The following is a 24519-nucleotide window of genomic DNA, read 5'->3' on the forward strand; positions in this document are numbered from 1 at the left end:
GGAGCACCGCAATGATCCGCCCGGTTTTGACCGAGATCGTTCTCTTCGTGCTGCCGTTCGTTTTGTATGTCGTCTTCCTTTGGGCGACGAAGGCGGGCGTGTTGCATCCGGATTCATGGCCGGTACAGCGCATCGTCAGCCTGGCGATTGTCGCGTTGATCCTGGTGGCCGGCAGCTTTGTCTTTTTCGCGCATTTTTCCGGTGCGCCGGTCGGCTCGACTTACGTGCCGGCGCATATCGAGGACGGCAAATTCGTGCCGGGGCAGATGAAGTGACATTTGGGATGATGAGAGAGCACGGCGCAGCATTCCCCTCCCCGCCGCTCCGCGTCGCTTCGCGGGGGGAGGGGAGAATCGGTGCGGCATGAACGCTGGCCGCACCGACCGCACGCTTGATGCCGTTTGGCTCAAGCAAGGCGCCTTGCCTCGACTGCTCGACGTGCTCGACCGCGACGGCGAGGAAGCGCGCGTCGTCGGCGGCGCGGTGCGCAACGGCCTGCTCGGTATGGCCGTCAACGAGATCGATGTCGCCACCACCGCGCCGCCGGAGGAGGTGACCAAGCGCGTCACCGCCGCCGGCTTCAAGGCGGTGCCGACCGGTATCGACCACGGCACCATCACGGTGGTGATCGGCAAGCATCCCTACGAAGTGACCACCTTGCGCAAGGACGTCGAGACCTACGGCCGTCATGCCAAGGTCGAGTTCGGCCGCGACTGGGCCGGCGACGCACACCGGCGGGACTTCACCATCAACGCCTTTTCGGTGACGCGCGACGGCGCGGTTTACGATTATGCCAACGGCCTCGCCGATCTCGAAGCGCGGCGCGTGCGCTTCATCGGCGACGCGCGCCAACGCATCCGGGAAGACTATCTGCGTATCCTGCGCTTCTTCCGCTTCCACGCCGCCTACGGCCACAATCATCCCGACGCCGAAGGGCTCGCGGCCTGCATTTTGGAGCGCGACGGCCTCGCGCAATTGTCGCGCGAGCGCGTGCGCATGGAGATGATGAAGCTCCTGGTCGCATCGCGCGCGGGGCCGACGCTGGCCGCGATGGCGCATGCCGGCCTGCTGCTGCGCGTGCTCGGCGGCGTGCCTTATCTTGCCGGCTTCGAGAACATGGCCAAGGTGGAAGCGGCGCTCGCGCTCGCGCCCGACGCCACGCGGCGTCTCGCGGCGCTCGGTGTCGCGATCGCCGAGGATGCCGAGCGGCTGTGGCAGAAGCTTCGGCTGACCAATGCCGAGCATGCGCGCCTGTCGGCGATGGCCGACAACTGGCGAAAGTTCTCGGCTGCCGTCGACGAGACGCGCGCGCGCGTTCTGCTCTACCGGTTGAAGGAGCCGGCTTTCAGCGACGCCGCGATGCTCGCTTGGGCACGCTCGCCGGCGTCCGATCACGATGCCGCGTGGCGCGCGTTGGCGTCTTTTCCGCAGCGGTGGAGCGCGCCGGCCTTTCCGATACGCGCGGCCGATTTCATGGCGCGCGGCGTCGCGCAAGGCCCGGCGCTCGGCGCCGCGATGCGCGCGGCGGAGGATGCCTGGATCGCGGCTGGATTTCCGGCGGACGCCGAGTCCTTGCAGGCGATCGTCAAGCGGTTCAGCTGATGCTCGACATGCAATGTCCCGCGCTCGCCGGCGCGGAACAAAGCGTAGCAGCCGTCTGTCGCCGGCTCAGAGGTGGAAGAGATAGCTTATCCGCCCCATGATCGCGTTGGTCTTCAGATCGACGTCGACCGGCCCGAGATACTGGTAGGTCTTCTTCTGATATTGCGAGTAGCGGTATTCGACGCCGAGGATCCAGTTGGGCGTGAGCTGATATTCGACGCCGCCGCCGACGGTCCAACCGTTGTGCGTTCCCGACAGCGCGGTGGTGCTCACAACACCCGGAATGAAATTGGCGCTGCTCATATGTGCCCAGGTGGCGCCGCCGGTGAAGTAGAACAGCCACGGCGTGTTGACCGGCGCCCAGCCGAGGCGGCCGCGCACCGACGCTTCCCAATTCCATTTCACGCTGTAGCGCTCGGACGCGGCGCCGCCGCTGAGCGCATCGCCGCTCAGGCTCATGCCGTCCCAGTCGCCTTCGATGCCGAGGACGAACTGCTGGATCTGGTAGTTGCAGCCGAGTTGGCCGCCGCCGATGAAGCTCGAGTTGTTGATGTTGAAGTTCGATGGATAGCCGGGGATGTTGATGTTCGACCTGCCCCAGACGCCGCCGACGTTGCCGCCCAGATAGCAACCGGTCCAGTTGTATATCGGAAGCGGCGGAGCCTTATAGACCGGCGCCTTCACCGGCAGATCAGCGGCTTGTGCTGCGACACCACCCAGAAGCGTAGCGCCAAGCAACCCCGCAACAAGACGACGCATTCTACCCTCCTTACGAGTTCACGCGACGCATCGCGGCGCGCAGGTCGGTTAGTCGGTGAAGAACGGGCCTTGGCCCAATCTCCAGAAATCCTCTGTGATTGAAAGCTGACGCAAGCGTGGGACGGACTCAATCCGGGACACTGCGTAAGGCGGTGCAGGACGTTCGCTATTTCCGGCGTTGTTGCGCGGATGCAACTTATTATGGTAACTCGTTAGTGCTCTATTTTTACGGTAGTAATCATGTACTCAAGGCGATCGATCCGGCCGACGGTCGGCGCCTTGAAACCGGCCGCCGGCAACCCGATTCTTCACACATGACTCGTCCCGATCGCCCTCAGGACCTTGCCGGCCGTCTCGCGCACACGAGCGGACGCCGCAAACTCGCGCGCGACTCGTTCAGGCGCGAGACCTTTGCCCTGCCGCGCGAAGCTGCGCGCGCCAAAGCGCGCGAGCTGTTCGCCCGCTATCCCAAGGCGGCGTACATGACGGAAATCGAAAGCTGGCGCGAACTGCCGGACGATAAAATTGAATTCACGATGCGGCGGTTGCCGACGGCGGACTAGCTTTGCCGCCCGACAGAACGCCCCAACGAAAAAGGCCGCCCCGGAGGGCGGCCCTTCGCTTAACGGGTTGCTTGGCGATCTTGCGATCAGAAGTGATAGTTCAGACCGGCGCGGACGATGTTCTGCTTGGCGCGGGCGTCGAAGTTCGCGCCGAACAGGGTGGCCGTGGTGGTGTCCGTGTCGAGGTAGAGGTACTCGAGCTTGGCGCTCCAGTTCGGCATAAACATCCACTCGACGCCGCCGCCGACCGTCCATCCCGACTTGGTCGTGTGGTCGCTGACCGAGCCGCCCGGCGCCGTGATGTCGAGCTGGTAGTTGATCCAGGCCGCACCGCCGGTGGCGTAGATCAGCCACGGACCGGTCACGTAGCCAAGGCGGCCGCGCACGGTGGCGAACCACGGAATCTTGCTTTCGCCGTTGTAGGTCAGGCCGCCGATCGTGGCGCTGCCGCTGCTGCGCTGGCTCGAGCCTTGGAAGTCGCCTTCGATACCGAGCAGGATTGGACCGGTCTGCCAGTTGTAACCGATCTGGCCACCGCCGATCACGCCGCTGAGGTCGCTGTTGATCGAGCCCGAGCTGGTGTTGGTCCAGCCGCCGCCGAGGTTCACACCGGCGTAGAAGCCAGTCCAATTGTACATTTGGATGGGGGCGACCGGCTGCACCATGGGCGCCTTGCGGGGCAGGTCAGCGGCATAAGCGCCGGACGTCGCGGCGAGCATGAGACCAGCGAGAGCCATCGAGAATTTACGCATAGCAGAACCCCCTTGGAGTTGGTCGTTGTGACGGAACGTGCAGCCCTCCAACGCGCCAACACGATGAAACCAAGGTGCCGTCACGTGAAAAACAGATTGTGTTGCAGGAAAGCAATAGAGTTCCGCTTTTGCGGTAATATTTGATCCCATCGGAACTTTTGCCGTCACTTATGTGTCGTGTTGTGTTGGCTCCAATACATTCCGATGCCTGCGAGCCTCGGTCGGCTGCGTGCACGAATACTCATCGGGATGCGTGATCTCTTGGCGGCCGGGAAAGGGCGACCCAGGTCTGCGCGCCGGGCCATAGGCGGGTCTCAGCGGATCGGATAAGCCGCGCCGAACGTTCCGGGCGCGCCCCATGCAACTCCTTTCAGGCTTTGCCGACATCTCGTTGTGGCAACTGCTGCTCGTTGCGACCGTCGCCTTGTTTGCGTCGATCGTCGGCGGCGTCGCCGGATACGGCACCGGCGCGCTGATGCCGCTCGTGCTCGTGCCGATGGTCGGGGCGGCGCCGGTCGTTCCGATCATCGCGCTGTCGTCGATGGCCTCGAACGCGAGCCGGTTGGCGGCCTTCATGCGCTATGCCGACTGGCGCCGCGGCGCGATCGTGCTCGTCGCCGCGGTGCCGACCTGCGCGATCGGCGCCTGGGGTTACAGCCGGCTGTCCAACGCCGGCGCGGCGTTGGTCATCGGCGTCATGCTGATGGTGACCGTGCCGCTGCGGCGGCTGCTCAAGCACCACGGCGTCACCTGCGGCAAAGGCGGCCTGGCCGTCGGCGCGGTCGGTTATGGCTTGGTAGTGGGCGGCACCGCCGGCTCGGGCGTGCTGCTGCTGTCGCTGTTGATGGCGGCCGGCCTCGAAGGCGCCGCAGTGATTGCCACGGACTCGGCGGTCTCGATCGCGATCGGCGTCGTGAAGATCGGCGTATTCGGCGCCACCGGCATCGTCGACGCGCAGGTCATCGCCTTCGCGCTGCTGATCGGCACCGTGGCGGTGCCCGGCGCATTCCTCGCCCGCGCCTTCGTCGAGAAAATGCCGGTGCATGTGCACACGGCAATTCTCGACGCGGTCGTGATCGCGGGCGCGGCGACGATGATCTACGCGGCGGTCCGCTAAGCCGGCCGATCAGGCCGGGCTGAGTTCTTTCTCGGCGTGGCCTTCTTCATCCTCGTCGTCGAGCGCCGCGTCTTCGTCGTCTTCGGCCTCATCCTCGGCGTCGATCTCCTGCGCGCTTTCGAGCGCGACGGTCGGGATCGTTTCGCGGAAAAGGTCGCCGTCTTCGCCGGTCCAGATGCACTGGGCCTGGTCCGCATCGACGGAAATGACGGTCATTGCATGCCCGCCGGACTTCAGTACGACGACTTCGCCCGCTTCAAACGCCATGAAAGCCTCCATGAGTGGAATGGAGGCAAACGTAACGGGCATCGATGACAGCAGCATCACGGCGATAAGACGTTACGGCCACGTCACCACGGGCGGCATCGAGGACAGGATCGAGTCGACATTGCCGCCGGTCTTGAGGCCGAAGATCGTGCCGCGGTCGTAGAGCAGGTTGAATTCGACATAACGGCCGCGGCGGACGAGTTGCTCCTCGCGCTCCGCCTCGCTCCAGGCCGTGGTGAAATTGCGCCGTACGAGCTGAGGATAGATGTCGCGGAAGGCGCGGCCGACATCTTGCGTGAAGGCGAAGGTCGCGTCCCAGTCGCTCTCGAGATAATCGTAGAAGATGCCGCCGATGCCGCGCATCTCCTTGCGATGCTTGAGGAAGAAATAGTCGTCGCACCATGTCTTGAACTTGGCGTAGTCGGCGACTTGTTTGTGCGCGTCGCATGGCGCCCGCATCGCGGCATGAAAGGCCACCGTGTCGGGGTCTTCCTGCGTCCGCCGCTTGTCGAGGACGGGCGTCAGATCGGCGCCGCCGCCGAACCAGGCTTTGCTGGTGACGACGAAGCGGGTGTTCATATGCACGGCCGGCACATGCGGATTGTGCAGGTGCGCGATCAAGGAGATGCCGGACGCCCAGAAGCGCGGGTCGTCGTTCGCGCCGGGAATCTCCTTGCGAAATTCGGGTGCGAACTCGCCGAACACGGTCGAGCAATGCACGCCGACCTTCTCGAACACGCGCCCGCGCATCATGGCCATGACGCCGCCGCCGCCGGGGTTGCCCGTGTGGTCGGTGCGTTGCCAGGGCGTGCGCACGAAGCGGCCGGGCGCGCGGTCGGCGAGCGGCGCGGATGCGGGCAGGGCATCTTCCAGCGCCTCGAATGCGGCGCAGATATCGTCGCGCAGATGTTCGAACCAGGCGCGCGCGCGGGCCTTGCGGGAATCGAGGTCGGTCATCGGATGTTTGCCTCTCGCAGCGTGTCGGGCGTGCTTGGAAACCCGCCCGTCTGCCGCAGCGCCTCGCCGGCCACCATGGCGGCGGCGACGGCGATATTGAGCGAGCGCAGGCCCGGGCGGATCGAGATGCGCAGCCGGACATCGGCCGCGCGGTGGACGGCCTCCGGCACGCCGGCGCTCTCGCGGCCGAGCAGCAGCAGGTCGCGGTCGGAGTAGGCGTGGTCGGTGTAGGTGCGCTCGGCCGCCGTGGTCAGGAGCACCAGCGAGAGCCGTGCGGCGCGCCGCCACTCCTCGAAAGCCGCAAAGGAGGCATGCCGGACGATCGTCACCCGGTCGAGATAATCCATGCCGGCGCGGCGAAAGGCGCGGTCGGTCACGGGGAAGCCGGCCGGTTCGATGATATGCGCCTCGACCCCCAGGCAGGCGCATGTGCGCAGAATCGTCCCTGTATTCTGGGGGATATCGGGTTCGTACAAGGCAATCCGCATGGGTCGAAAGCCGGTCCGTTTGCCGCGCCGCGGCCGGCGCTAAGCCCCTCTAGACGAAGGATTTGTGCACCCGCGGGGTGCGGGCGCGATAGCGGGCTTGCGCTCGCACCGCAAGGGTGCCAATAGAACGCCACCAAAGTAGCGCGTCCTGCCGCAAAGCGGGATCGCCGCGAACCGGTCCGCTCCGCCGCCATGGGGACTTTCCTTGAGGTCTTCAAGGCTCCTAGCCGTGGGCGGATGCTTGCTTTAGCCAGCCGGAGGAGAGGGCTCAAGACGTGACGACCGTGTCTTCGGCGGAGCACACGCGCCGCGATTTTCTCTACATTGCCACTGGCGCCGTCGGTGCCGTCGGCGCCGCTGCGGTGCTCGTACCGCTGATCGCGCAGATGAATCCCGACGCGTCGACCATCGCGGCCGGCGCGCCGATCGAGGTCGACCTGGCGCCGATCGCCGACGGTCAGATCATCAAGGTGTTCTGGCGTTCGAAGCCGATCTTCATTTTCCACCGCACGCAGAAAGAGATCGACGAAGCCAAGAACGTCGATGTCGCGACTCTTCCCGATCCGGAGAGCGATGCGCAGCGCACCAAGCCGGGCCATGAGCCCTGGCTGGTCGTCATCGGCATCTGCACCCATCTCGGCTGCATCCCGATCGCCCACGAGGGCGAGTACCACGGCTGGTTCTGCCCGTGCCACGGTTCGCAGTACGACACCGCCGGGCGCATCCGCAAAGGTCCGGCGCCGAAGAATCTCGTGCTGCCGCCCTATCAATTCGTTTCCGACACAAAGATCCGGATCGGCTGATCCGCGACAGATTGTTTCTTTAAAGGTTCGATCATGAGCGGACATTCGACCTACCAGCCGCAAAATCCGGTGCTCAAGTGGCTGGAGACGCGGCTGCCCATCGGCGGCTTGATCCATTCCTCCTTCGTCGCCTATCCGACCCCCAAGAATCTGAACTACTGGTGGACGTTCGGCGGCATCCTGTCGTTCATGCTCGGCGTGCAGATCATCACCGGCATCGTGCTGGCGATGCACTACACCCCGCATGTCGATCTGGCGTTCAAGTCGGTCGAAGGCATCATGCGCGACGTCAACTACGGTTGGCTGCTGCGCTACCTGCACTCGAACGGCGCGTCGATGTTCTTCATCGCCGTGTACATCCACATCTTCCGCGGCATGTATTACGGCTCCTACAAGGAGCCGCGCGAGGTGCTCTGGATCCTCGGCGTGATCATCTACCTGCTGATGATGGCGACCGGCTTCCTCGGGTACACGCTGCCGTGGGGCCAGATGAGCTTCTGGGGCGCCACCGTCATCACCAACTTCTTCTCGGCCATTCCCGGCGTCGGTGAGACCATCGTCACCTGGCTGTGGGGCGGCTATGCGGTCGGCAACCCGACGCTCAACCGCTTCTTCTCGCTGCACTACCTGCTGCCCTTCGTGATCGCCGGCGTCGTCGTGCTGCACGTGTGGGCGCTGCATGTGGTCGGCCAGAACAACCCGACCGGCATCGAGCCGAAGTCGGACAAGGACACGGTGCCGTTCACGCCCTATGCGACCGTGAAGGACGGCTTCTTCATGGTCGTGTTCTGCCTGTTCTTCGCTTGGTTCGTGTTCTACATCCCGAACTATCTCGGCCACGCCGACAACTACATCGTCGCCAACCCGGCGGTGACGCCGCAGCACATCGTGCCGGAATGGTACTACCTGCCGTTCTACGCGATCCTGCGCGCCATCCCGGACAAGCTCCTCGGCGTTCTGGCGCTGTTCGGCTCGATCCTGATCCTCGCCTTCCTGCCCTGGCTCGACACCTCGCGCGTGCGCTCGGCCCGTTACCGGCCGCTGTACCGCCAGTTCTTCTGGCTGTTCGTACTGGTGTGCCTCGGCCTCGGTTGGCTCGGCTCAAAGCCCGCTGAAGGCATCTACACCGTGCTCGCACGCATCCTGACGGTCTACTACTTCGCGCACTTCATCATCATCCTGCCGCTTCTCGGAATTTTCGAGAAAGCCAAGCCGCTGCCGAATTCGATTTCGGACTCGGTTCTGGGCGCGAAGGCCTGAGCGGGAGAATGGTCATGACGATGCAGCGCACCTTCATCGCTCTCACGCTCGCCGCTTCGCTTGTCGGCATCGGTGCCGCGCAGGCCCAGGAGCATGGCGCGCCGGTCCCGCCGCCGCAGAAGTGGTCGTTCTCCGGTCCCTTCGGCAAGTACGACGAGGCGCAGCTCCAGCGCGGCTTCAAGATCTACAAGGAAGTCTGCTCGGCCTGTCACTCGATGAGCCTGCTGTCCTTCCGCAACCTCGCGGAGCCGGGCGGTCCGGGTTTCTCGGAAGCACAGGCGGCTGCCGTCGCCGCCGACTACAAGATCAAGGATCTCGACGACAAGGGTGAGCCGATCGAACGTCCGGGCCGTCCGGCCGATTATTTCCCGTCGCCGTTCCCGAACGCGCTGGCGGCCGCCGCTGCCAACGGCGGCACTGCGCCGCCGGATTTCTCGACCATCGCCAAGGCGCGCACCTATGAGCGCGGCTTCCCCTGGTTCCTGATCGACATCGTCACGCAGTATCAGGAGCAGGGCCCGGACTACATCCACGCGCTGCTCAACGGTTACGAGGACGCGCCGAAGGACTTCGCGCTGCCGCCGGGCGGCAACTACAACAAGTACTTCCCGGGGCACTCCATCGCGATGCCGAAGCCGCTGTCGGACGGTCAGGTGACCTATGACGACGGCTCGCCGCAGACGGTCGATCAGTACGGCAAGGACGTCGCCGCCTTCCTGATGTGGGCCGCCGAGCCGCACATGATCGCGCGCAAGCGCATCGGCTTCCAGGTCATGATCTTCCTGCTGGTGCTGGCAGGCCTCACGTACTTCACCAAGAAGAAGGTGTGGTCCGCGGTGCACTGAGCCGCGACCGAACGGAACGAGATTGCAAAGGGCCCCGGAAACGGGGCCCTTTGTTTTTGGGGCTTGTCATGCCCGGCGAAAGCGGGGCATCCAGTACCGGGGCGTAAGCGCGATTTTGACTGGCGCCTTCCTATACTGGATCATCCGCTTGCGCGGATGACGACCACGGCGTGTGGGGATCCCATGACGAAATCCGTTCTCGGCATCATCGGCGGCTCGGGCATTTACGATCTGCCGGGCCTGCAAAACGTGCGCGAGGAGCGCATCGACAGCCCCTGGGGCGAGCCGTCAGGGCCCCTGCGCATCGGCGATATCGGCGGCCTGCCGGTCGTGTTCCTGTCGCGGCACGATAAGGGACACCGGCTATCGCCATCCGACATCAACTACCGCGCCAACATCGACATTCTCAAACGCGCCGGCGTGACCGATCTCGTGTCGCTGTCGGCCTGCGGCTCTTTCAAGGAAGAGCTGCCGCCCGGCACCTTCGTGCTGGTCGATCAGTTCGTCGACCGCACGCATCTGCGCCAGACGTCGTTCTTCGGTAAAGGCTGCGTTGCGCACGTGTCGATGGCGCATCCGGTGTCGCCGCGGCTCAAGCATCGCCTCGACGAGGCCGCCGGCAAGGAACGCATCCCGGTGGTGCGCGGCGGCACCTATGTCTGCATCGAGGGCCCGCAGTTCTCCACCTATGCCGAGAGCATGACCTACAAGACGCTCGGCTATTCGGTGATCGGCATGACCAACATGCCGGAGGCCAAGCTCGCGCGCGAAGCCGAGATTTGTTACGCGACCGTCGCCATGGTCACCGACTTCGACTGCTGGCATCCCGAGCACGACGCGGTCACCGTCGCCGACATCGTCGGTGTGATGCAGGACAATTCCGAGCGCGCCAAGCGTCTCGTCGCGCGCCTCGCCGCCGACTTCCCGCGCGAGCACGAGCGGTGCCCGGTCGGCTCCGACCGCGCGCTCGACACGGCGCTGATCACCGCGCCGGAGGCACGCGATCCCGAACTGCTCAAGAAGCTCGAGGCTGTGGCGGGACGCGTGCTGGGCAGATAACCTCCTTAAAAAACAGGAGGAGACTTCCATGCGACTATTGGGCATCGCTGCCGGGATCGTGGCGGCCGTTTTGAGTGGCGCCGGGTGCGCGTCGGCGCAGACGCCGTTGAAGATCGGCGTCGTTTCGCGGACGATCTTCTATCTCCCGGCCTGGATCGCGGCCGAGCAGGGGTTCTTCAAGGCGGAAGGCATCGATCCTTCGATCGAGGTCTACAACGATGCCCATAAGATATTCACCGACCTGAAGGCTGGCACGATCCAGATCGGCATCTCCTCGATCGAGTCCGTTGTCCAGGACGGCTATAAAGGGGGCAGCATGCGGCTGATCGCCGGCACCGCGCAGCGGCCGCCGCACTACATCATAGCGCAGCCCGAAATCAAAACGCTCGCCGATCTCAAGGGTAAGACCATCGGCGTAGTGTCGATGCACGAGGGCACGACCTTCTTCGTCAAGGATATCGCCAGGAAAGGCGGCTTTGCTGTCGCCGACGTCAAGGTCGAAGCGGTGGGCGGTTCGCCGGCGCGCGCCCGCCTGCTGAAAGAACGTAAGATCGACGCGGGGCTTCAACCTTATCCGTTGAGCTACGAAGCCGAGGCCGACGGTTTCAGCAATCTCGGCCCGATCGCGGATCTCGTGCCGGATTATCAGTTCACCTCGGTGATGGTCGACAACATGTGGGCGGCTACCAATCGTGATCTGGTCGTCCGATTCCTGCGCGCCCTGCGCAAGGGCACCGATTACATGTTCGCCCATCCGGACGCTTCTGCCACCCTCGGCGCCAAAGAGCTGCGCACCAGCCCGGCCAATGCCAAGCGTGCGCTCGAGGACACAGCGCGCATGGACGTCATGGCGCGCGACCTTTCGCTCACCGACTTGAGTCTGCGGCGCGTGTTCGCGACCATGCAGGAGGCGGAGGTCATGGGCCGCGACTCCAGTTACGATCGCGGCAAATTCGTCGACGACAGCTATTTGAACGACAGCCGCCGCTAGGCGGTAACCGAAAAAGGACCGAGATGAACGCTGATATCGGAACCGACCTGCGCAATTCCATCCGTTCGATCCCGGACTATCCCAAGCCCGGCATCGTCTTTCGCGACATCACTACACTTCTCGGCAACGCGCGGGCGTTCCGCCGTGCGGTCGACGAACTGGTGCAGCCCTGGGCCGGCATGAAGATCGACAAGGTCGCGGGCATCGAGGCGCGCGGCTTCATCCTCGGCGGCGCGGTGGCGCATCAGGTCTCGGCGGGTTTTGTGCCGATCCGCAAGAAGGGCAAGCTGCCGCACAAGACGGTGAACGTCGCTTATGCGCTGGAATACGGCGAGGACATCATCGAGATGCACGCGGACGCGCTGGTTGCCGGCGAGCGCGTCGTGCTGGTCGACGATCTCATCGCGACCGGTGGCACGGCGGAAGCCGCGGTGAAGCTGCTGCGCCAATTGGGCGCCGAAGTGCTTGCCGCCTGCTTCGTCATCGATCTGCCCGACCTCGGCGGTGCCGAGAAGCTGCGCAAGCTCGGCGTGCCGGTGCGCACGCTGATTGGCTTCGAAGGGCATTAAACTGGCGCGCGCCGCGGAGGACACGTCGATGAAGGTCGCAATCGTGACAGCCGGCGGCAGCGGCATGGGTGCCGCCGTCGCGCGGCGCTTGGCACAAGAGGGCTACAAAGTCGCAATCCTCTCGTCGTCGGGCAAAGGCGAGGCGATCGCCAAGGAACTCGGCGGCATCGGCGTCACCGGCTCCAATCAGTCGAATGTCGACCTGCAGCGTCTCGTCGACGATGTCATGGCCGCGTGGGGTCGTGTCGACGTGCTCGTCAACAGCGCCGGCCACGGGCCCCGCGACGATCTGCTCAAGATCACCGATGAGCAATGGCACGCCGGCCTCGATACGTATCTGCTGAACGTCATCCGCCCGACGCGGCTGGTCGCGCCGGTCATGGCCGGACAGAAGCGCGGCGCCATCGTGAACATCTCCACGGCCTGGGCGTTCGAGCCGAGCGCGATGTTTCCGACCTCGGCGGTGTTTCGTGCCGGGCTCGCCGCGTTCACCAAGATGTTCGCCGACCGCTATGCTGCCGACAACGTGCGCATGAACAATGTGCTGCCCGGCTGGATCGACAGCCTGCCGGCGACGGAAGAACGGCGTAACGCCGTGCCGATGCAGCGCTACGGCACGAGCGAAGAGATCGCCGCGACCGTCGCCTTCCTGGTGTCGGATGGCGCCGGCTACATCACCGGGCAGAACCTGCGCGTCGACGGCGGGCTGACGCGATCGGTTTGATCGCGCCGGCAGCCGCGCGTTCCGCTTCTACCGCCGCCGGCGCGGGGGAGGTGGCGGCAGACCGAGGTCGCGCTGCCACAGCGTGCCGCGGTCGAATTGAATCGTCATGCCGTCGGGCGAATAGACGGCGCCGGTATTCCAGCTTTCAAACCAGATGCGCGTTGGTGAGAACCAATCGAACCAGGCGCGGCTGGACTCGCCGGCTTCGTTCAGCACGTTGATGTCCCAACCGTTCTGCGTGATGTAGACGTTGCCGCCGACGAGGCCGTACCGGCAGGTCTGCCAACATTTGTATTTGCCGGTGAGATTGATCGGCTGCGCGTCGGCTTGTGTCGCGCCGACCGCGGTCACGAGGAAAATGGCGTACAATACTGCCTTTGCTCTCATCGCGCGCTCCATATCCTTTAGCGTCCGGGGCCGAGACCGACGGCGCATGAACTGCAACGGTATGCCGACTTAAGTGCGCGACACGATGCCCGCGCATCGACGTGCGCGGCATTGATAGAGGTCAATCGCTACAATACCGCTCGCCATCGCGGTTTTTTGTAATCGTGTTGTTGCGATGGAGCGCGCCGATCCGTTTCTACGGATCTTGACGAAGTGCCTTTGCACGCTGCGCGGCTATCATCGGCAACTGGATGCTCGCTTGCGCGGGCATGACAGTCGAGGCTAACGCTTCGGTCCCCACGGTCCTTGGCCGTTGCCGGGGTCGATGGGCGGCTGGCCCGGCAGGAAAGGTTTGCCGCTTGGCTGATTTTGCGCGCTGCCCCAAGGGCCGCTGGTCGTGCCGCTTTGATCTTGTGGTTGCGGTTCGCTCCACGGTCCCGGCGGCGTTTGCTCGATTTGGCCTTGCTCGGGCGCGGGCTCGACCGTAAGCGGCCCCGGATCGTGGCCGCCGGCATATTGCACCAGCGCCGCCACGCGCGCGTCGACCGACGGATGCGTCGAGAAGAGATCGGCAAAGCCCGTGCGTGGATTGTCGATGCACATCTCCATCACCGCCGAGTTCGCGGCGGCCAGCTCGCCGCGGTTCTCGATCTTGCGCAGCGCCGAGATCATCGCGTCGGGGTTCTTGGTGAGTTCGACCGAGCCCGCGTCGGCGAGGAATTCGCGGCGGCGCGACAACGCGAAGCGGATGACGATCGACAGGATCCAGGCGACCGCGATCAGCACCAGCGCGATGACGATGGCGAGGCCGGCGCCGCCCTTGCGGTCGCCGTCGCTGCTCGACGATGAGCGCCGGCCGCCGCCGTAGAAGCTGGTCTGGAAGAACAGCCGGAAGATCATTTCGCCGAAGAACGAGATCACGCCGGCGATGACCACGGCGATCACGAGGAGGCGGACGTCGCCGTTGCGGATGTGGGTGAGCTCGTGGCCGAGCACGGCTTCCATCTCCTGGTCGTTCAGCGCGTTCATCAGCCCGCGCGTCACCGTGATGGAATATTGCTTCTCGTTGAGGCCGGTCGCGAAGGCGTTGAGCGCATCGCCGTCCGCGATCTTGAGCTTGGGCATGGTGATGCCCCGCGAGATGCAGAGATTCTCCAGGAGATTGTAAAGGCGCGGCTCCTCCTGCCGCGTCACGTCGTGGGCGCCGACGACGGCGTCGATCATGGCCTGGTGGAATTTGTAGGCGATGAGAATCCAGACGATCGTGCCGACGGTGACGAAAGGCGCGGCTTTGACGGCATCGTACAACGCCGCGCGCGTCAGGTAGTCGAGCGGCGCGTTGCCGTAGGTCATGACCTCGGCCAGCAGCGCGCCGGCGTAAGTCAGCACATAGACCAGGAAGAACAGTCCGACGATCAGCGCGACCGAGCGGCGCTTGTTCGCCTGGATGTGCGTGTACAGACCGTAGGCGGCCATGGTTGTCTTCCGTCATTCCGGGGCGGCGCGCAGCGCCGAACCCGGAATCCAGAGGGATGATGCGGAGCTTGTCTCTGGATTCCGGGTTCGCGGGCGAAGATGCCCGCGCCCCGGAATGACAGAACTCAAAACTTAACGCTCGGCGCCTGTTCGAGCTGCGGACGCGCGTCGCCGAGATCAAAGAACGTGCGGTGCGTGAAGCCGAACGTGCCGGCGAACAGCGCCGCCGGGAATTGCTCGATCCCCGTATTGTATTCCTGCACCGCGTTGTTGAAGAAGCGGCGCGAAGCGGCGAGCTTATTTTCGATATCGGAGAGCTCGGCCTGGAGCTGTTGGAAGTTCTGGTTGGCTTTGAGGTCCGGATAGGCTTCCGACAGTGCAAACAATTGGCGCAGCGCGCCGGTGAGCATGTTTTCGGCGGCGACTTTCTGTTCCACGCCCGGCGCGGCGATGGCCGCGTTGCGCGCCTGGACGACCGCCTCGAGCGTGCCGCGCTCGTGCGCTGCATAGCCCTTCACCGTTTCGACCAGGTTCGGGATCAGGTCGTGCCGCTGCTTGAGCTGCACGTCGACATCGGCAAAGGCTTGGTTCACCCGCTGCCGCATGGCGACGAGGCTGTTGTAGACGCTGATCACCCAGATCACGGCGACGACAATCACGCCGACGACGATCCAGCCAGTGGTGGACATGGGGAGTGCTCCTGAAAAGCGGTCGATGGAACCCAGGTTATCTGGAACCGCCAGATGTCGCCATTGCGGCGAGATAAGCCGCCGACATCCGATGGGTCGCGGAACCCGCGCCAGCGGTTCAAAACACCGAGCGAAAAAAAAAGGCCCCGAGCCTGAGCTCGGGGCCTTTCGCCAGACGGCTATTCGGGGGGTAAGGGGGGGAGCCGCCCGACAAAAACTACATACGGGGCATTAACGCCGACCCCAGCGGTTGGTTCCTGGTCGGATGTCGATCACGGAATCTTTTTTTGCCGGTTTCCTCCGCGGCCGTAACGACGACACGATCATCGAGTTCCATGCGAGCGTGCGAGGAGGCGAGCGACACGGAGACGTTGCCATGAGTACCGTGATGATCCGATGCCCTTCGACGGGACGGGCGGTTTCGACGGCGATCGAGATGGAAGTCGGTGACTTCCGTCGGCTACCTCACATTGCAGCCAAGATGCGCTGCCCGGCCTGCGGGCAGGATCACATATGGCAGCCGGCCTCCGCGTGGCTGAACGGCGCGCCACGCGTTGGAATCAGGTCCGCGACCGCCGAGGTCGTTGCGGCGTAGCTCACGCCCTTTGGTTGCCGGCACGGCGTTGCGAAGCAGCCACGCGGCACTTTTCTTTCGTCCTGCACCCGACATTCGTGGCGGTTTCACGCAACTGTCATGGTGCCAAATTACCACCCGACCCGAACGTAAACGTATCGTAAAAGGGTTGGGGTCGGGATGTCGTGTTGGTCGAACGGCGTAAGCCGTCTGTCGCTTGTTGTCTCCGTGGCTGCGCTCGCGGCGCCTCTGCCGGCCTTGGCCGCCTCTTTCACCGTCAATAACGGACAGACCGTCGCAGGACAGACGGTCGTCGGAACCGACACGGGCGTGGTGGCCGCGGGCGGCACGATATCCGATGCCACCGGCATCACCTGGACCGTCAACGGCAGCAATCCCTCGCCGGCACCGGGCGTCACCATCGACAACTCCGGCACCATCACCGGCACCACGCGCGGCATCGATACCAATGGCGGCTCGACCGTGCCGCGGAATATCACGCTTTGGAATCGTGCCGGCGCGACCATCACCGGCATCGGCAATGATGGCTTCCGCATCAATGGCGACATCGGCAATGGCACGGTGAACGTCTACAATTTCGGCACTATCCTTTCGACCGGCGGACAGGGCCTCGATTTTGATGCCATCACCACCACCACCGCCAAGGTGAACATCGTCAATTATGCGACGGGCATCATCAAATCGACCGTCAACGACGCGATTCGCCCGGGCGAGGGTGGCGTCGTCACCAACTATGGCCTGATCTATTCGGACGGCGTGGTCGGAGACAAAAACGACGGCATCGACTTTCAAGCGCATGCCGGCACGGTGATCAACAAAACCGGCGGCACCATCTCCGGCTTCCGCCACGGCATCACGACCGACGCCAACGTCAACGTCACCAACGAAGCTGGCGCCACCATCATCGGCCGCAACGGCTCCGGCGTCGGCTCCGATGGCACCGGTACCGTCGTCAACTATGGCCGCATCACTGGCGCCTATAACGGGAGCGGCACGGGCGATGGTGACGGTGTCGACGTCGACTTCGCCGCAACGATCACCAATTACGGCCTCATCGAGGGCACCGGGGCGGGCGGCTACGACTCCGGCGGCCGCGCCAACAACAGTGAAGGCGTCTCGATCGGCGGCGGCACGATCCTCAACTACGGTATGATCAGCGGCGCCAGCTATGGCATCGTCGTCAACAACGACTCGAATGCCGACAACTCCCGTAGTGGCTCGGCGGCGACGACCATCACCAACTACGGCACCGTCGTCGGCCTGAACGGATTCGCCATCCGTCTCGAAAACAAGACCGGCACCGCCGCCGACAACGACACCATCGTCAACCGCGGCACCATCATCGGCAACGGTGCCATTCCGGATCCGAACGGTGTTGTGACCCTGCAGGACGGTAGCGTCGATCCGGCGCATGGCACGCTCAACGGCGTGACCTACGCCGCCGGCTCCGCGCGCTTCATCCGCGGCGACGGCTCGGCCATCCAGATGGGCGAGGGTGCCGATACGCTCGTCAACTACGGCACGATCATCGGCAACAACGGCCGCGCCATCAATCTCGAAGGCGGCAACGACACCATGGTGGTAATGCCGGGCTCCAAGATCGTCGGTCTGGTCGACGGCGGCGCCAATAGCGGCGGCGCCGGCAACGTGCTGAAGTACTACAAGGTCGGCCTTTCGGCGCAGAAGATCGCCGCGCTGCAGACCGGCCAGACGGTCAACATCGGCGGCACGCTCTACGTCAACTTCCAGAGCTTCGGCGATAGCATCGTTCGCTCGTTCTCGTCTTACGCGACCAGCGGCGCGACGCAGGGCATCGCCTCGGTTTTCGACAACATGACCGGTGCGGCCAACGTCAATACGCAGACGCTGATCGACCAGGTTGCCTCGGCGAGCAACGTGAGCGCAGCGCTGGCACAGCTCACGCCGACGGCGTTCCAGGGTTTGACCACGGCGGGCTTCAACAACGCTTTCCAGACCACGACCATCGCCGGCAACCGCCTGTCCAACGTGCGTGACGGCGTCCTGGCGTTCGACGCCGCCAACGTCGACACCGTCGCCGCGTTGGTGAACGGCGAGATGCCGCGCACGGTCGGCGAGGCAGTGGCGAACGCTTATGCCGCTAATGCCTCGATGGCGCAGAACCCGGCCTTTGCCGCGATGGCGAAGGCGACGGGCGGCGTGACCAAAGCGCCGCGCATGATCGAAGGCGACACGCCCTGGGGCATGTTCCTCTACGGCAACGCGCTGTTCGCGCGTCAGAGCGCGACGTCGAATTCGCCGGAAAGCAAGTTCAATGCGGCTGGGTTCACCGCCGGTGTCGACTATCGCTTCACGCCCGACCTCGTGGTCGGCGTGCTCGGCGGCTACACGCGCACCAATGCCGATCTCGATACGATCGGTTCGACCAGCAAGATCAACACCTGGATGCTTGGCGCCTACGGCACCTATTACCGGCAGAATTGGTTCGTGAACGGCGCCTTCGTCTACGGCCGCAATTCATACGACAACAACCGCATTGCGCTCGGCACGGCCAATACGTCGAGCCCCAAGGGCGATCAGTATGCGGCGCAGGGCACGGTCGGTGTCGATCTGCGCTATGGCGGCTGGACCGTGACGCCCGAACTCGGCGCGCAATACACCATGGTGCGCGTCGACGCCTTCACCGAAACCGGCGGCGCGGCGCTCTCGGTCGACGGCGACAAAGCGGATTCGTTCCGGTCGAGCCTCGGTGCCCGCTTCCGGCACGATTGGCGGACGGACTTCGGCATCGTGACGCCCGAGCTGCGCGCGAGCTGGCAGCACGAATTCCTCGACAAGGAACGCGACATTCGCGCGAGCTTCGTCGATCAGGCGCTGCCCGGCACCTTCGCGACGACGGCGGCGGGCTCGGGCACGGACTTCGGTGTGGTCGGCGCCGGGCTGACAGCGAACGTCGCGACGCGCCTGCAGATGATGCTGGGCTACGACTTCAAGTTCGGCGGCCACGACTTTCAGGCGCACCAGCTCAGCGGGCGGCTGCGGTATGTGTTTTGATGATTAATCGTAGGGTGGGCAAAGGCGCGTAGCGCCGTGCCCACCGTACAAGTTTGTAGGGCGGGTTAGCGCCGAAGGCGCGTAACCCGCCTTTTGATTTTTGCATGAAACATCGACGGTGGGTTATGGCGCAGAGCCAGTCATCGGGCCGCGCTTTGCGCGGACCCGTTGGCGCCTAACCCACCCTACGGAGCCGGCAATTAACCCGCTTCGCGGAAGCGGACGGCGGCTTCGAGGTCCACCGACACCAGCTGCGACACGCCGCGCTCGGCCATGGTCACGCCGAACAGCCGGTTCATGCGCGCCATGGTGATCGGGTTGTGCGTGATGATCACGAAGCGCGTGTCGGTCGACTTGGTCATCTCGTCGAGCAGATCGCAGAAGCGTTCGACGTTGTGATCGTCGAGCGGCGCGTCGACTTCGTCCAGCACGCAGATCGGCGCCGGGTTGGTCAGGAACACCGCGAAGATCAGCGCCATCGCGGTCAGCGCCTGCTCGCCGCCCGAGAGCAGCGACAAGGTCGCCGGCTTCTTGCCCGGGGGCTTTGCCAGGATTTCGAGACCGGCTTCGAGCGGATCGTCGCTCTCGATGAGCTGCAGTTCGGCGGTGCCGCCGCCGAAGAGCTGCGTGAACAGATGCTGGAAATGCTTGTTCACCTGCTCGAACGAGACCAGCAGCCGCTCGCGCGCCTCGCGATTAAGGCTCTGGATGCCCTGGCGCAGCTTGCCGATCGCCTGCACGAGGTCGTCGCGCTCGGCGGCAAGCGAGGTGTGCTGCGCCTCGACTTCCTGCAGCTCTTCGTCGGCACGCAGGTTGACCGCACCGAGACGCTCGCGCTCGCGGCGCAGACGCTCGAGCGTCGCGTCGGTCTCGACGATGTCCGGCAGCGGATCGCCCGGATTGAGCTCGGCAAGCTCGGCGACTTGCGCCGGCTCGACCTCGAGTGTGTCGTGGATTTCGCGCGCGATGTCGGCGAGGCGCCGCTTGGCCGCTTCGAAGCGCTCCTCGGAGCGGGCGGCGCCCTCGCGCGCCTGACTCGCCGCTTCCAGCGCGGCGCGGGCGTCGCGGTCGGCTTCGGCGAGTTGGTTCTCGGCTTCCTGCAAGCGGTCGGCGCAGCCGCGGCGGTCGGCCTCGGCCAGCTCGACTTCGCTGATCAGCGCCTCGCGCTTCTCGGCAAAGGCCTCCGGCGCATCGGTAAGCTCTGCGCGCGCGGTCTGCGCTTCGGCGACGCGCTGCTCGAGCGTCGCGAGCTGCATGCGCGCGCCTTCCTGGCGCTGCATCGAGGCCGTCATGTCGGCGGCCAGCGCCTTGAGGCGGCGATCGGCAAGCTCGGCCTCGCGCACGATCGCCTGCTGCTCGGCGCGCATTTCGGCGAGCGTCGCGCGCTTGGTCGTGATGTCGTCGCGCACGAGCGAGAGTTCGGTTTCGAGATCGGCGGCCGGAGGCAGCGCTTCGAGCGCGGCTTCGGCTTCCGCCTTGGCGGCGGCGATCTCGTCGCGGCTCGCGGTCAGGCGCTGTTGCGCTTCGGACAGCGCCGACTTGCGCGCGGCGTGACGGTTGGCTTCGCGCTCGGCCGCTTCGTACTGGTCGCGCGCGGTCGACACTTCACGCTGGCGCTCGCGGATGGCGGCGCGCGTTTCGGTTTCGGCGGCTGCGGCGGCACGAAGGGCTTGATCGGCATTCTCGGTGGTCGTGCGCGCGGCTTCCGCCTCGGCGCGCGCGACCTGCAGCTCGGACTCGATTTCGGCGAGGCGGGCGCGCTCGGCGAGACGCCGCGCGGCGCCGGTCGGCGCATGCGCGTCGGCGGCAAAGCCGTCCCAACGCCACAGATCGCCTTCGATCGAGACGAGACGCTGACCCGGCTTCAACTGACCGACGAAACGCTGCGCCTCCGCGCGGTCAACGACGCCGATCTGGCTCAGGCGGCGGGAGAGTTCGTCGGGCGCTGCGACGTGCTTGGCGAGCGCTTCGACGCCTTCCGGCAGCGCCGGATCGGTGGGGTCGATGGTGGCGCCCGCCCAGCGCATCGGCGAGGACGGATCGATCGGCGCGTCGAGATCGTCGCCGAGCGCGGCGCCGAGCGCCTTCTCGTAGCCCTTGTCGACGGCGACGCTGTCCATCACCGGCGGCCACAGATTCTTGGTGTCGACCGCGAGCACCTTCGACAGCGTTTTGGCTTCCGTCTCGAGCCGCTGTACGCGGCGTTCGGTTTCGGCGAGCGGCGCGCGCGAGGCCTCCAGCGCGTGACGCGCTTCCTGGTGCGCAGCCTCAGCCGCAAGCGCCGCCGCGTCAGCAGCAGCAGCAGCAGCCTGCGCTGTTTCGACGATGGCGGTCAGTTCGGCGAGATCGGGACCTTCGTTCGCCTGCAGCGCCGACAGTTCACGCTCGACCTCGAACATCTCGCTTTCGATGCGCGACGCGCGGTTCGCGTGCTCGCGCATCACGTTCTCGAGCTGATGGCGCTGCGCGGTCAGATCGGCGAGCTTGGCCGTGAGTTCGGAGAACACCTTCTCCACCTCGGCCAGCGCGGCGTCGGCTTCCGCCACCTTGGCGTCGGCGCCCGAGCGGCGGCCGGCATTGGCATGCGCCTCTTTGCGGATCGTCTCGTCTTCCGCGGCGATGCGGGCGATGGCTTCTTCGGCGTCGGCGACCAGACGCTCTTCGCGCTCCTTGTCGGAGGCGAACTGGAACAGCCGCTTGTCGAGTTCGGCGATGCGATCCTTGGCGCGCTGCTCTTCGCGGTCGAGATCGGCAAGCGCCAGCTTGATGCGATGCAAAGCGGCACCGGCGGCGGCTTCCGCCTCGCGCAGTTCAGGCAGGGACGCCGATGCCAGCGCCTGGCGCTTGGAGGCTTCCGCTTCGGCTTCGGTGCGGGCCGCGACTTCGCGCACACCGAGATCCTTGGCCTGTTCGGCTTCGGTGACCTCGAAGCTTGCAGCCAGCCAGCGCAAGTGGTGCAGCGTGGCTTCGGCCTTGCGCACTTGCGCCGACACGGTGCGATAGCGCACGGCCTGGCGCGCCTGCTTCTTCAACGCTTCCATCTGCGTCGTCAGCTGGCCGATCACGTCCTCGACGCGCAGCAAATTGGTCTCGGCCGCCTTCAAGCGCAGCTCGGCTTCGTGCCGGCGCGCATGCAAACCGGCGACGCCGGCGGCTTCTTCCAGCACGCGGCGGCGCTGTTCGGGCTTGGCCTGGATGATCTCGCCGATGCGGCCCTGGTGCACAAGCGCCGGCGAACGCGCGCCGGTCGAAGCGTCGGCGAACAGGATCTGCACGTCGCGGGCGCGCACGTCGCGGCCGTTGATGCGGTAATTGGAGCCGGATTCGCGCTCGATGCGGCGTGCGATCTCCAGCATGTCGGTGTCGTTGAAGGCCGCCGGCGCCGTACGATCGCCGTTGTCGATCGTCATCGCGACTTCGGCGTTGTTACGGGCCGGGCGCGAGTTGTTGCCGTTGAAGATGACGTCGTCCATCGACGCGGCGCGCATGGATTTGTGCGAGTTCTCGCCCATCACCCAACGCAAAGCTTCGACCAGGTTCGACTTGCCGCAACCGTTCGGACCGACAACGCCGGTCAGGCCCGGCTCGATGAGGAAATCGGTCGGTTCGACGAAGGTCTTGAACCCTAACAGACGCAGCCGGGTCAGCTTCATAACGTCAGGCCTCGTACTAAATCACGCTTTGCATGTCCGCTCGAAAACGCACGTTTTCGCGAGGCTATGCGCGCCAGGGAAAAACCCATCATCCCGCGGGCGGTTACGGAGAACAGCCGGGCGATCCGCCGCGTTCGGCGTGCCGGCCCGGACCGTGATGATCAGTTGCCGCATTGGCCGGGAGAATGAACAGCCGGGCCCGCTTGAGCAACAGCCGCGCACGAATCGTGGCTGGTTTTCCAGACATTTCGCGAGGCGGCGCGGCGAAAATAGGGCGGTTCCAACGCGAAAAAAGCTGTTGGCACGCGGCTAAATGCACTTGCCTAAAACATTCCGGGTCCGGCCTTGCGGCTGCGGACCCGGAATCGGTATGCGCTTAAGTTCAGCTCTTGAGCAGCGGATCGATGATCTTGGCCATCTCGTCGATGGTCATCGCGCCGGCATATTGCGCGCCGTTGATGAAGAAGGTCGGCGTCGACTGCACTTTGAAATCCTTGATGGCGCGCTGACGCGAGCTTTCGATACCGTCGAGGATCTTCTGGTTCGACAGGCAGGCGTTGAAGGTCTGCTCGGTGAAGCCGGCCTGCTTGGCGATGGCGAGCAGCGGCGGCAGCGGCTTTTCCACGGCCCAGGTACGCTGCTGACGGAACAGCGTGTCGGTCAGCGCGAAATACTTGCCAGAGTCGGTATCGGCGGCGCAGCGCGCCAGCATCGAGGCGGCGGCGGCGAGGTTGTCGAGCGGGAATTCGCGGAAGATGTAACGTACCTTGCCGGTATCGATGTAGCGCTTCTTCAGGTCCGGGAAGGTGGTTTCCTGGAAATGCGCGCAGTGCGGGCAGGTCATCGAGGCGTATTCGACGATCGTCACCGACGCCTTCGCGTCGCCGAGCGCCATTTCCGGCAGGGCATCCGGCTTCATTAGTTCCAGGGGCGAAATCGTCGTTTGCGCTTGCGCGAGCGCCTCGCCGGCAAAGGGAAGCGCGGTGCTGCCGAGCAGGGCGGTCGCAAGCGCCAAAGTGGCGCCGGCCTGGCAAAACTCACGGCGGGAAATCTGCAACGGAAGCTCCTTCGCTGAAAGGCGGGTTTTCGCCGCCACTGGCTAGCTGGACTTCAGAAATGTGGCAATGGCAGGCCGAGTTTCCCGGCCAGCTCGCGCCTCACTTTCGTTTGATGACGGCGCCGAGGCGGGCCAAGGCGTTGCGCAAAGCCTCATCCTCGACCGGAAGGCTCTCGGCGATGCGGTCGACCACGGCCGGATCGGGCGGTTTCGGCGGCGCCCGGCGCACCCGGCGGCGCAAGGGCGCCTGGCGCAACGCGAGGCGGCCGACCGCCTGCCAGCCGAAGAACCGGTTGACCCGCTCCAGGATGGCGCCCGACATGTGCTGGATTTCGAGCGCCATCGGCCCTTCGACCCGCAGCACCAAAGTGGCTGGCTCCGGCGGCGCATCGCCAGCCTCGGCCTTGGGGCTCAGGCGCGGCCAGTTGATCTTGAGCGGCTCGCAGAAGGGCGCGATGTCCGGCCCGACGATGGTCGCCCAGCGCGCCAGGATTTCGCCCGAGGCAAAGCCCTGCGCCTTCATGACATCCGTCAAGGTGGCGCCGAGGAGGTCGGACAACGGCCGGGGAAAACCGCGCGCGGGAGTGCTCATGAAGGGGTGTCTCGTGCCAAGGTCGGCGTCATGACAGTAGCAGCCGGCCCTCGTCGCAGAAAGAACATCAGCGCCATTGAGGAAGAAGGCGCGCGCCAGGACCTCTCTTCACCTCCCCCCTTGCGGGGGAGGTCGCCCGCCGAAGCTTCAGCGAAGGCGGGCGGGAGGGGGGTATCGTCGAAGGTGGCGCAAGTTTCCACCCCCCTCCCTAACCCTACCCCGGCGCAAGTCGGGCTTGCCCGACTTGCGCACGATAAGTCGAAACCCGGGCAAGCCCGGGT

At 65.1% G+C, this 24519-nt stretch carries 21 protein-coding genes and 1 pseudogene; 11 read left to right on the forward strand and 11 right to left on the reverse strand.

Annotated elements, in window-relative coordinates:
* The first annotated feature begins 11 nt into the window (after window positions 1-11).
* Both DW352_RS24200 and DW352_RS24205 read left to right on the forward strand, forming a co-directional pair.
* On the forward strand, window positions 12-275 hold the full coding sequence (locus DW352_RS24200) for a DUF6111 family protein (RefSeq protein ID WP_115693730.1): 264 nt from the start codon (window positions 12-14) through the stop codon (window positions 273-275).
* Window positions 276-363: 88 nt separating this feature from the next.
* Complete coding sequence (locus DW352_RS24205) at window positions 364-1602, forward strand: CCA tRNA nucleotidyltransferase (RefSeq protein ID WP_115693731.1); 1239 nt, start codon at window positions 364-366, stop codon at window positions 1600-1602.
* A 66-nt stretch (window positions 1603-1668) separates the two neighbouring features.
* Here DW352_RS24205 and DW352_RS24210 read toward each other — a convergent pair whose 3' ends face one another.
* Entirely contained in the window at window positions 1669-2361 is a 693-nt protein-coding gene (locus tag DW352_RS24210) for an outer membrane protein (protein WP_115693732.1), read from the reverse strand.
* A 314-nt stretch (window positions 2362-2675) separates the two neighbouring features.
* Here DW352_RS24210 and DW352_RS24215 point away from each other — a divergent pair, with 314 nt between their 5' ends.
* Complete coding sequence (locus tag DW352_RS24215; protein WP_115693733.1) at window positions 2676-2924, forward strand: hypothetical protein; 249 nt, start codon at window positions 2676-2678, stop codon at window positions 2922-2924.
* A gap of 86 nt (window positions 2925-3010) precedes the next feature.
* Here the strand turns inward: DW352_RS24215 and DW352_RS24220 are convergent, their stop codons facing one another.
* A complete protein-coding gene (locus DW352_RS24220; protein WP_245434234.1) occupies window positions 3011-3676 on the reverse strand; it encodes an outer membrane protein in 666 nt (221 codons plus the stop codon).
* A 358-nt stretch (window positions 3677-4034) separates the two neighbouring features.
* On the opposite strand from DW352_RS24220, the gene DW352_RS24225 reads away from it, so the two are divergent.
* On the forward strand, window positions 4035-4793 hold the full coding sequence (locus tag DW352_RS24225) for a sulfite exporter TauE/SafE family protein (protein ID WP_115693735.1): 759 nt from the start codon (window positions 4035-4037) through the stop codon (window positions 4791-4793).
* A gap of 9 nt (window positions 4794-4802) precedes the next feature.
* Here the strand turns inward: DW352_RS24225 and DW352_RS24230 are convergent, their stop codons facing one another.
* From DW352_RS24230 to DW352_RS24240, 3 genes are all read right to left on the reverse strand, one after another.
* Window positions 4803-5060, reverse strand: a complete 258-nt coding sequence (locus DW352_RS24230; protein ID WP_115694585.1) for a YodC family protein — start codon at window positions 5058-5060, stop codon at window positions 4803-4805.
* A gap of 72 nt (window positions 5061-5132) precedes the next feature.
* On the reverse strand, window positions 5133-6017 hold the full coding sequence (hemF, locus tag DW352_RS24235) for an oxygen-dependent coproporphyrinogen oxidase (RefSeq protein WP_115693736.1): 885 nt from the start codon (window positions 6015-6017) through the stop codon (window positions 5133-5135).
* A complete protein-coding gene (locus DW352_RS24240; protein WP_115693737.1) occupies window positions 6014-6505 on the reverse strand; it encodes a tRNA (cytidine(34)-2'-O)-methyltransferase in 492 nt (163 codons plus the stop codon). The genes hemF and DW352_RS24240 overlap by 4 nt, the downstream gene beginning before the upstream one ends.
* A gap of 275 nt (window positions 6506-6780) precedes the next feature.
* On the opposite strand from DW352_RS24240, the gene petA reads away from it, so the two are divergent.
* The 6 genes and pseudogenes from petA (at window position 6781) to DW352_RS24275 (ending at window position 12756) form a co-directional block, all read left to right on the forward strand.
* Entirely contained in the window at window positions 6781-7308 is a 528-nt protein-coding gene (petA, locus tag DW352_RS24245) for a ubiquinol-cytochrome c reductase iron-sulfur subunit (RefSeq protein WP_115693738.1), read from the forward strand.
* Between the two features lie 33 nt (window positions 7309-7341).
* Window positions 7342-9413, forward strand: a pseudogene (locus DW352_RS27520) (cytochrome c1).
* Between the two features lie 183 nt (window positions 9414-9596).
* The gene (locus DW352_RS24260) at window positions 9597-10472 is read left to right on the forward strand and encodes an S-methyl-5'-thioadenosine phosphorylase (protein ID WP_115693741.1); all 876 of its coding nucleotides are present in this window, start codon (window positions 9597-9599) and stop codon (window positions 10470-10472) included.
* Window positions 10473-10500: 28 nt separating this feature from the next.
* On the forward strand, window positions 10501-11463 hold the full coding sequence (locus DW352_RS24265; protein WP_115693742.1) for an ABC transporter substrate-binding protein: 963 nt from the start codon (window positions 10501-10503) through the stop codon (window positions 11461-11463).
* 23 nt (window positions 11464-11486) lie between these two features.
* On the forward strand, window positions 11487-12032 hold the full coding sequence (locus DW352_RS24270; protein ID WP_115693743.1) for an adenine phosphoribosyltransferase: 546 nt from the start codon (window positions 11487-11489) through the stop codon (window positions 12030-12032).
* Between the two features lie 28 nt (window positions 12033-12060).
* Window positions 12061-12756: an SDR family oxidoreductase gene (locus DW352_RS24275; protein ID WP_115693744.1), complete on the forward strand. Its 696-nt coding sequence runs from the start codon at window positions 12061-12063 to the stop codon at window positions 12754-12756.
* 27 nt (window positions 12757-12783) lie between these two features.
* Here the strand turns inward: DW352_RS24275 and DW352_RS24280 are convergent, their stop codons facing one another.
* The 3 genes from DW352_RS24280 to DW352_RS24290 all read right to left on the reverse strand — a co-directional run bounded on the left by DW352_RS24280 (window position 12784) and on the right by DW352_RS24290 (window position 15308).
* Window positions 12784-13143 carry a hypothetical protein gene (locus DW352_RS24280; RefSeq protein WP_115694586.1) on the reverse strand — a complete coding sequence of 120 codons (360 nt, stop codon included), beginning with the start codon at window positions 13141-13143 and terminating at the stop codon, window positions 12784-12786.
* Between the two features lie 282 nt (window positions 13144-13425).
* A complete protein-coding gene (locus DW352_RS24285) occupies window positions 13426-14619 on the reverse strand; it encodes a M48 family metalloprotease (protein WP_115693745.1) in 1194 nt (397 codons plus the stop codon).
* A 125-nt stretch (window positions 14620-14744) separates the two neighbouring features.
* Window positions 14745-15308, reverse strand: coding sequence for a LemA family protein (locus tag DW352_RS24290; protein WP_115693746.1), 564 nt, complete (start codon window positions 15306-15308; stop codon window positions 14745-14747).
* 754 nt (window positions 15309-16062) lie between these two features.
* Here DW352_RS24290 and DW352_RS24300 point away from each other — a divergent pair.
* The gene (locus DW352_RS24300) at window positions 16063-18936 is read left to right on the forward strand and encodes an autotransporter family protein (RefSeq protein ID WP_115693748.1); all 2874 of its coding nucleotides are present in this window, start codon (window positions 16063-16065) and stop codon (window positions 18934-18936) included.
* 200 nt (window positions 18937-19136) lie between these two features.
* On the opposite strand, the gene smc is transcribed toward DW352_RS24300, so the two are convergent.
* The 3 genes from smc to DW352_RS24315 all read right to left on the reverse strand — a co-directional run bounded on the left by smc (window position 19137) and on the right by DW352_RS24315 (window position 24238).
* Window positions 19137-22589 (reverse strand): chromosome segregation protein SMC, encoded by a 3453-nt coding sequence (gene smc / locus DW352_RS24305; RefSeq protein ID WP_115693749.1) that lies wholly within the window; start codon window positions 22587-22589, stop codon window positions 19137-19139.
* 382 nt (window positions 22590-22971) lie between these two features.
* Entirely contained in the window at window positions 22972-23646 is a 675-nt protein-coding gene (locus DW352_RS24310) for a DsbA family protein (RefSeq protein WP_245434235.1), read from the reverse strand.
* Window positions 23647-23746: 100 nt separating this feature from the next.
* Window positions 23747-24238, reverse strand: coding sequence for a DUF721 domain-containing protein (locus DW352_RS24315; RefSeq protein WP_115693750.1), 492 nt, complete (start codon window positions 24236-24238; stop codon window positions 23747-23749).
* Window positions 24239-24519: the final 281 nt, after the last annotated feature.

This window comes from Pseudolabrys taiwanensis (assembly GCF_003367395.1).
Taxonomy (GTDB): Bacteria; Pseudomonadota; Alphaproteobacteria; order Rhizobiales; family Xanthobacteraceae; genus Pseudolabrys; species Pseudolabrys taiwanensis.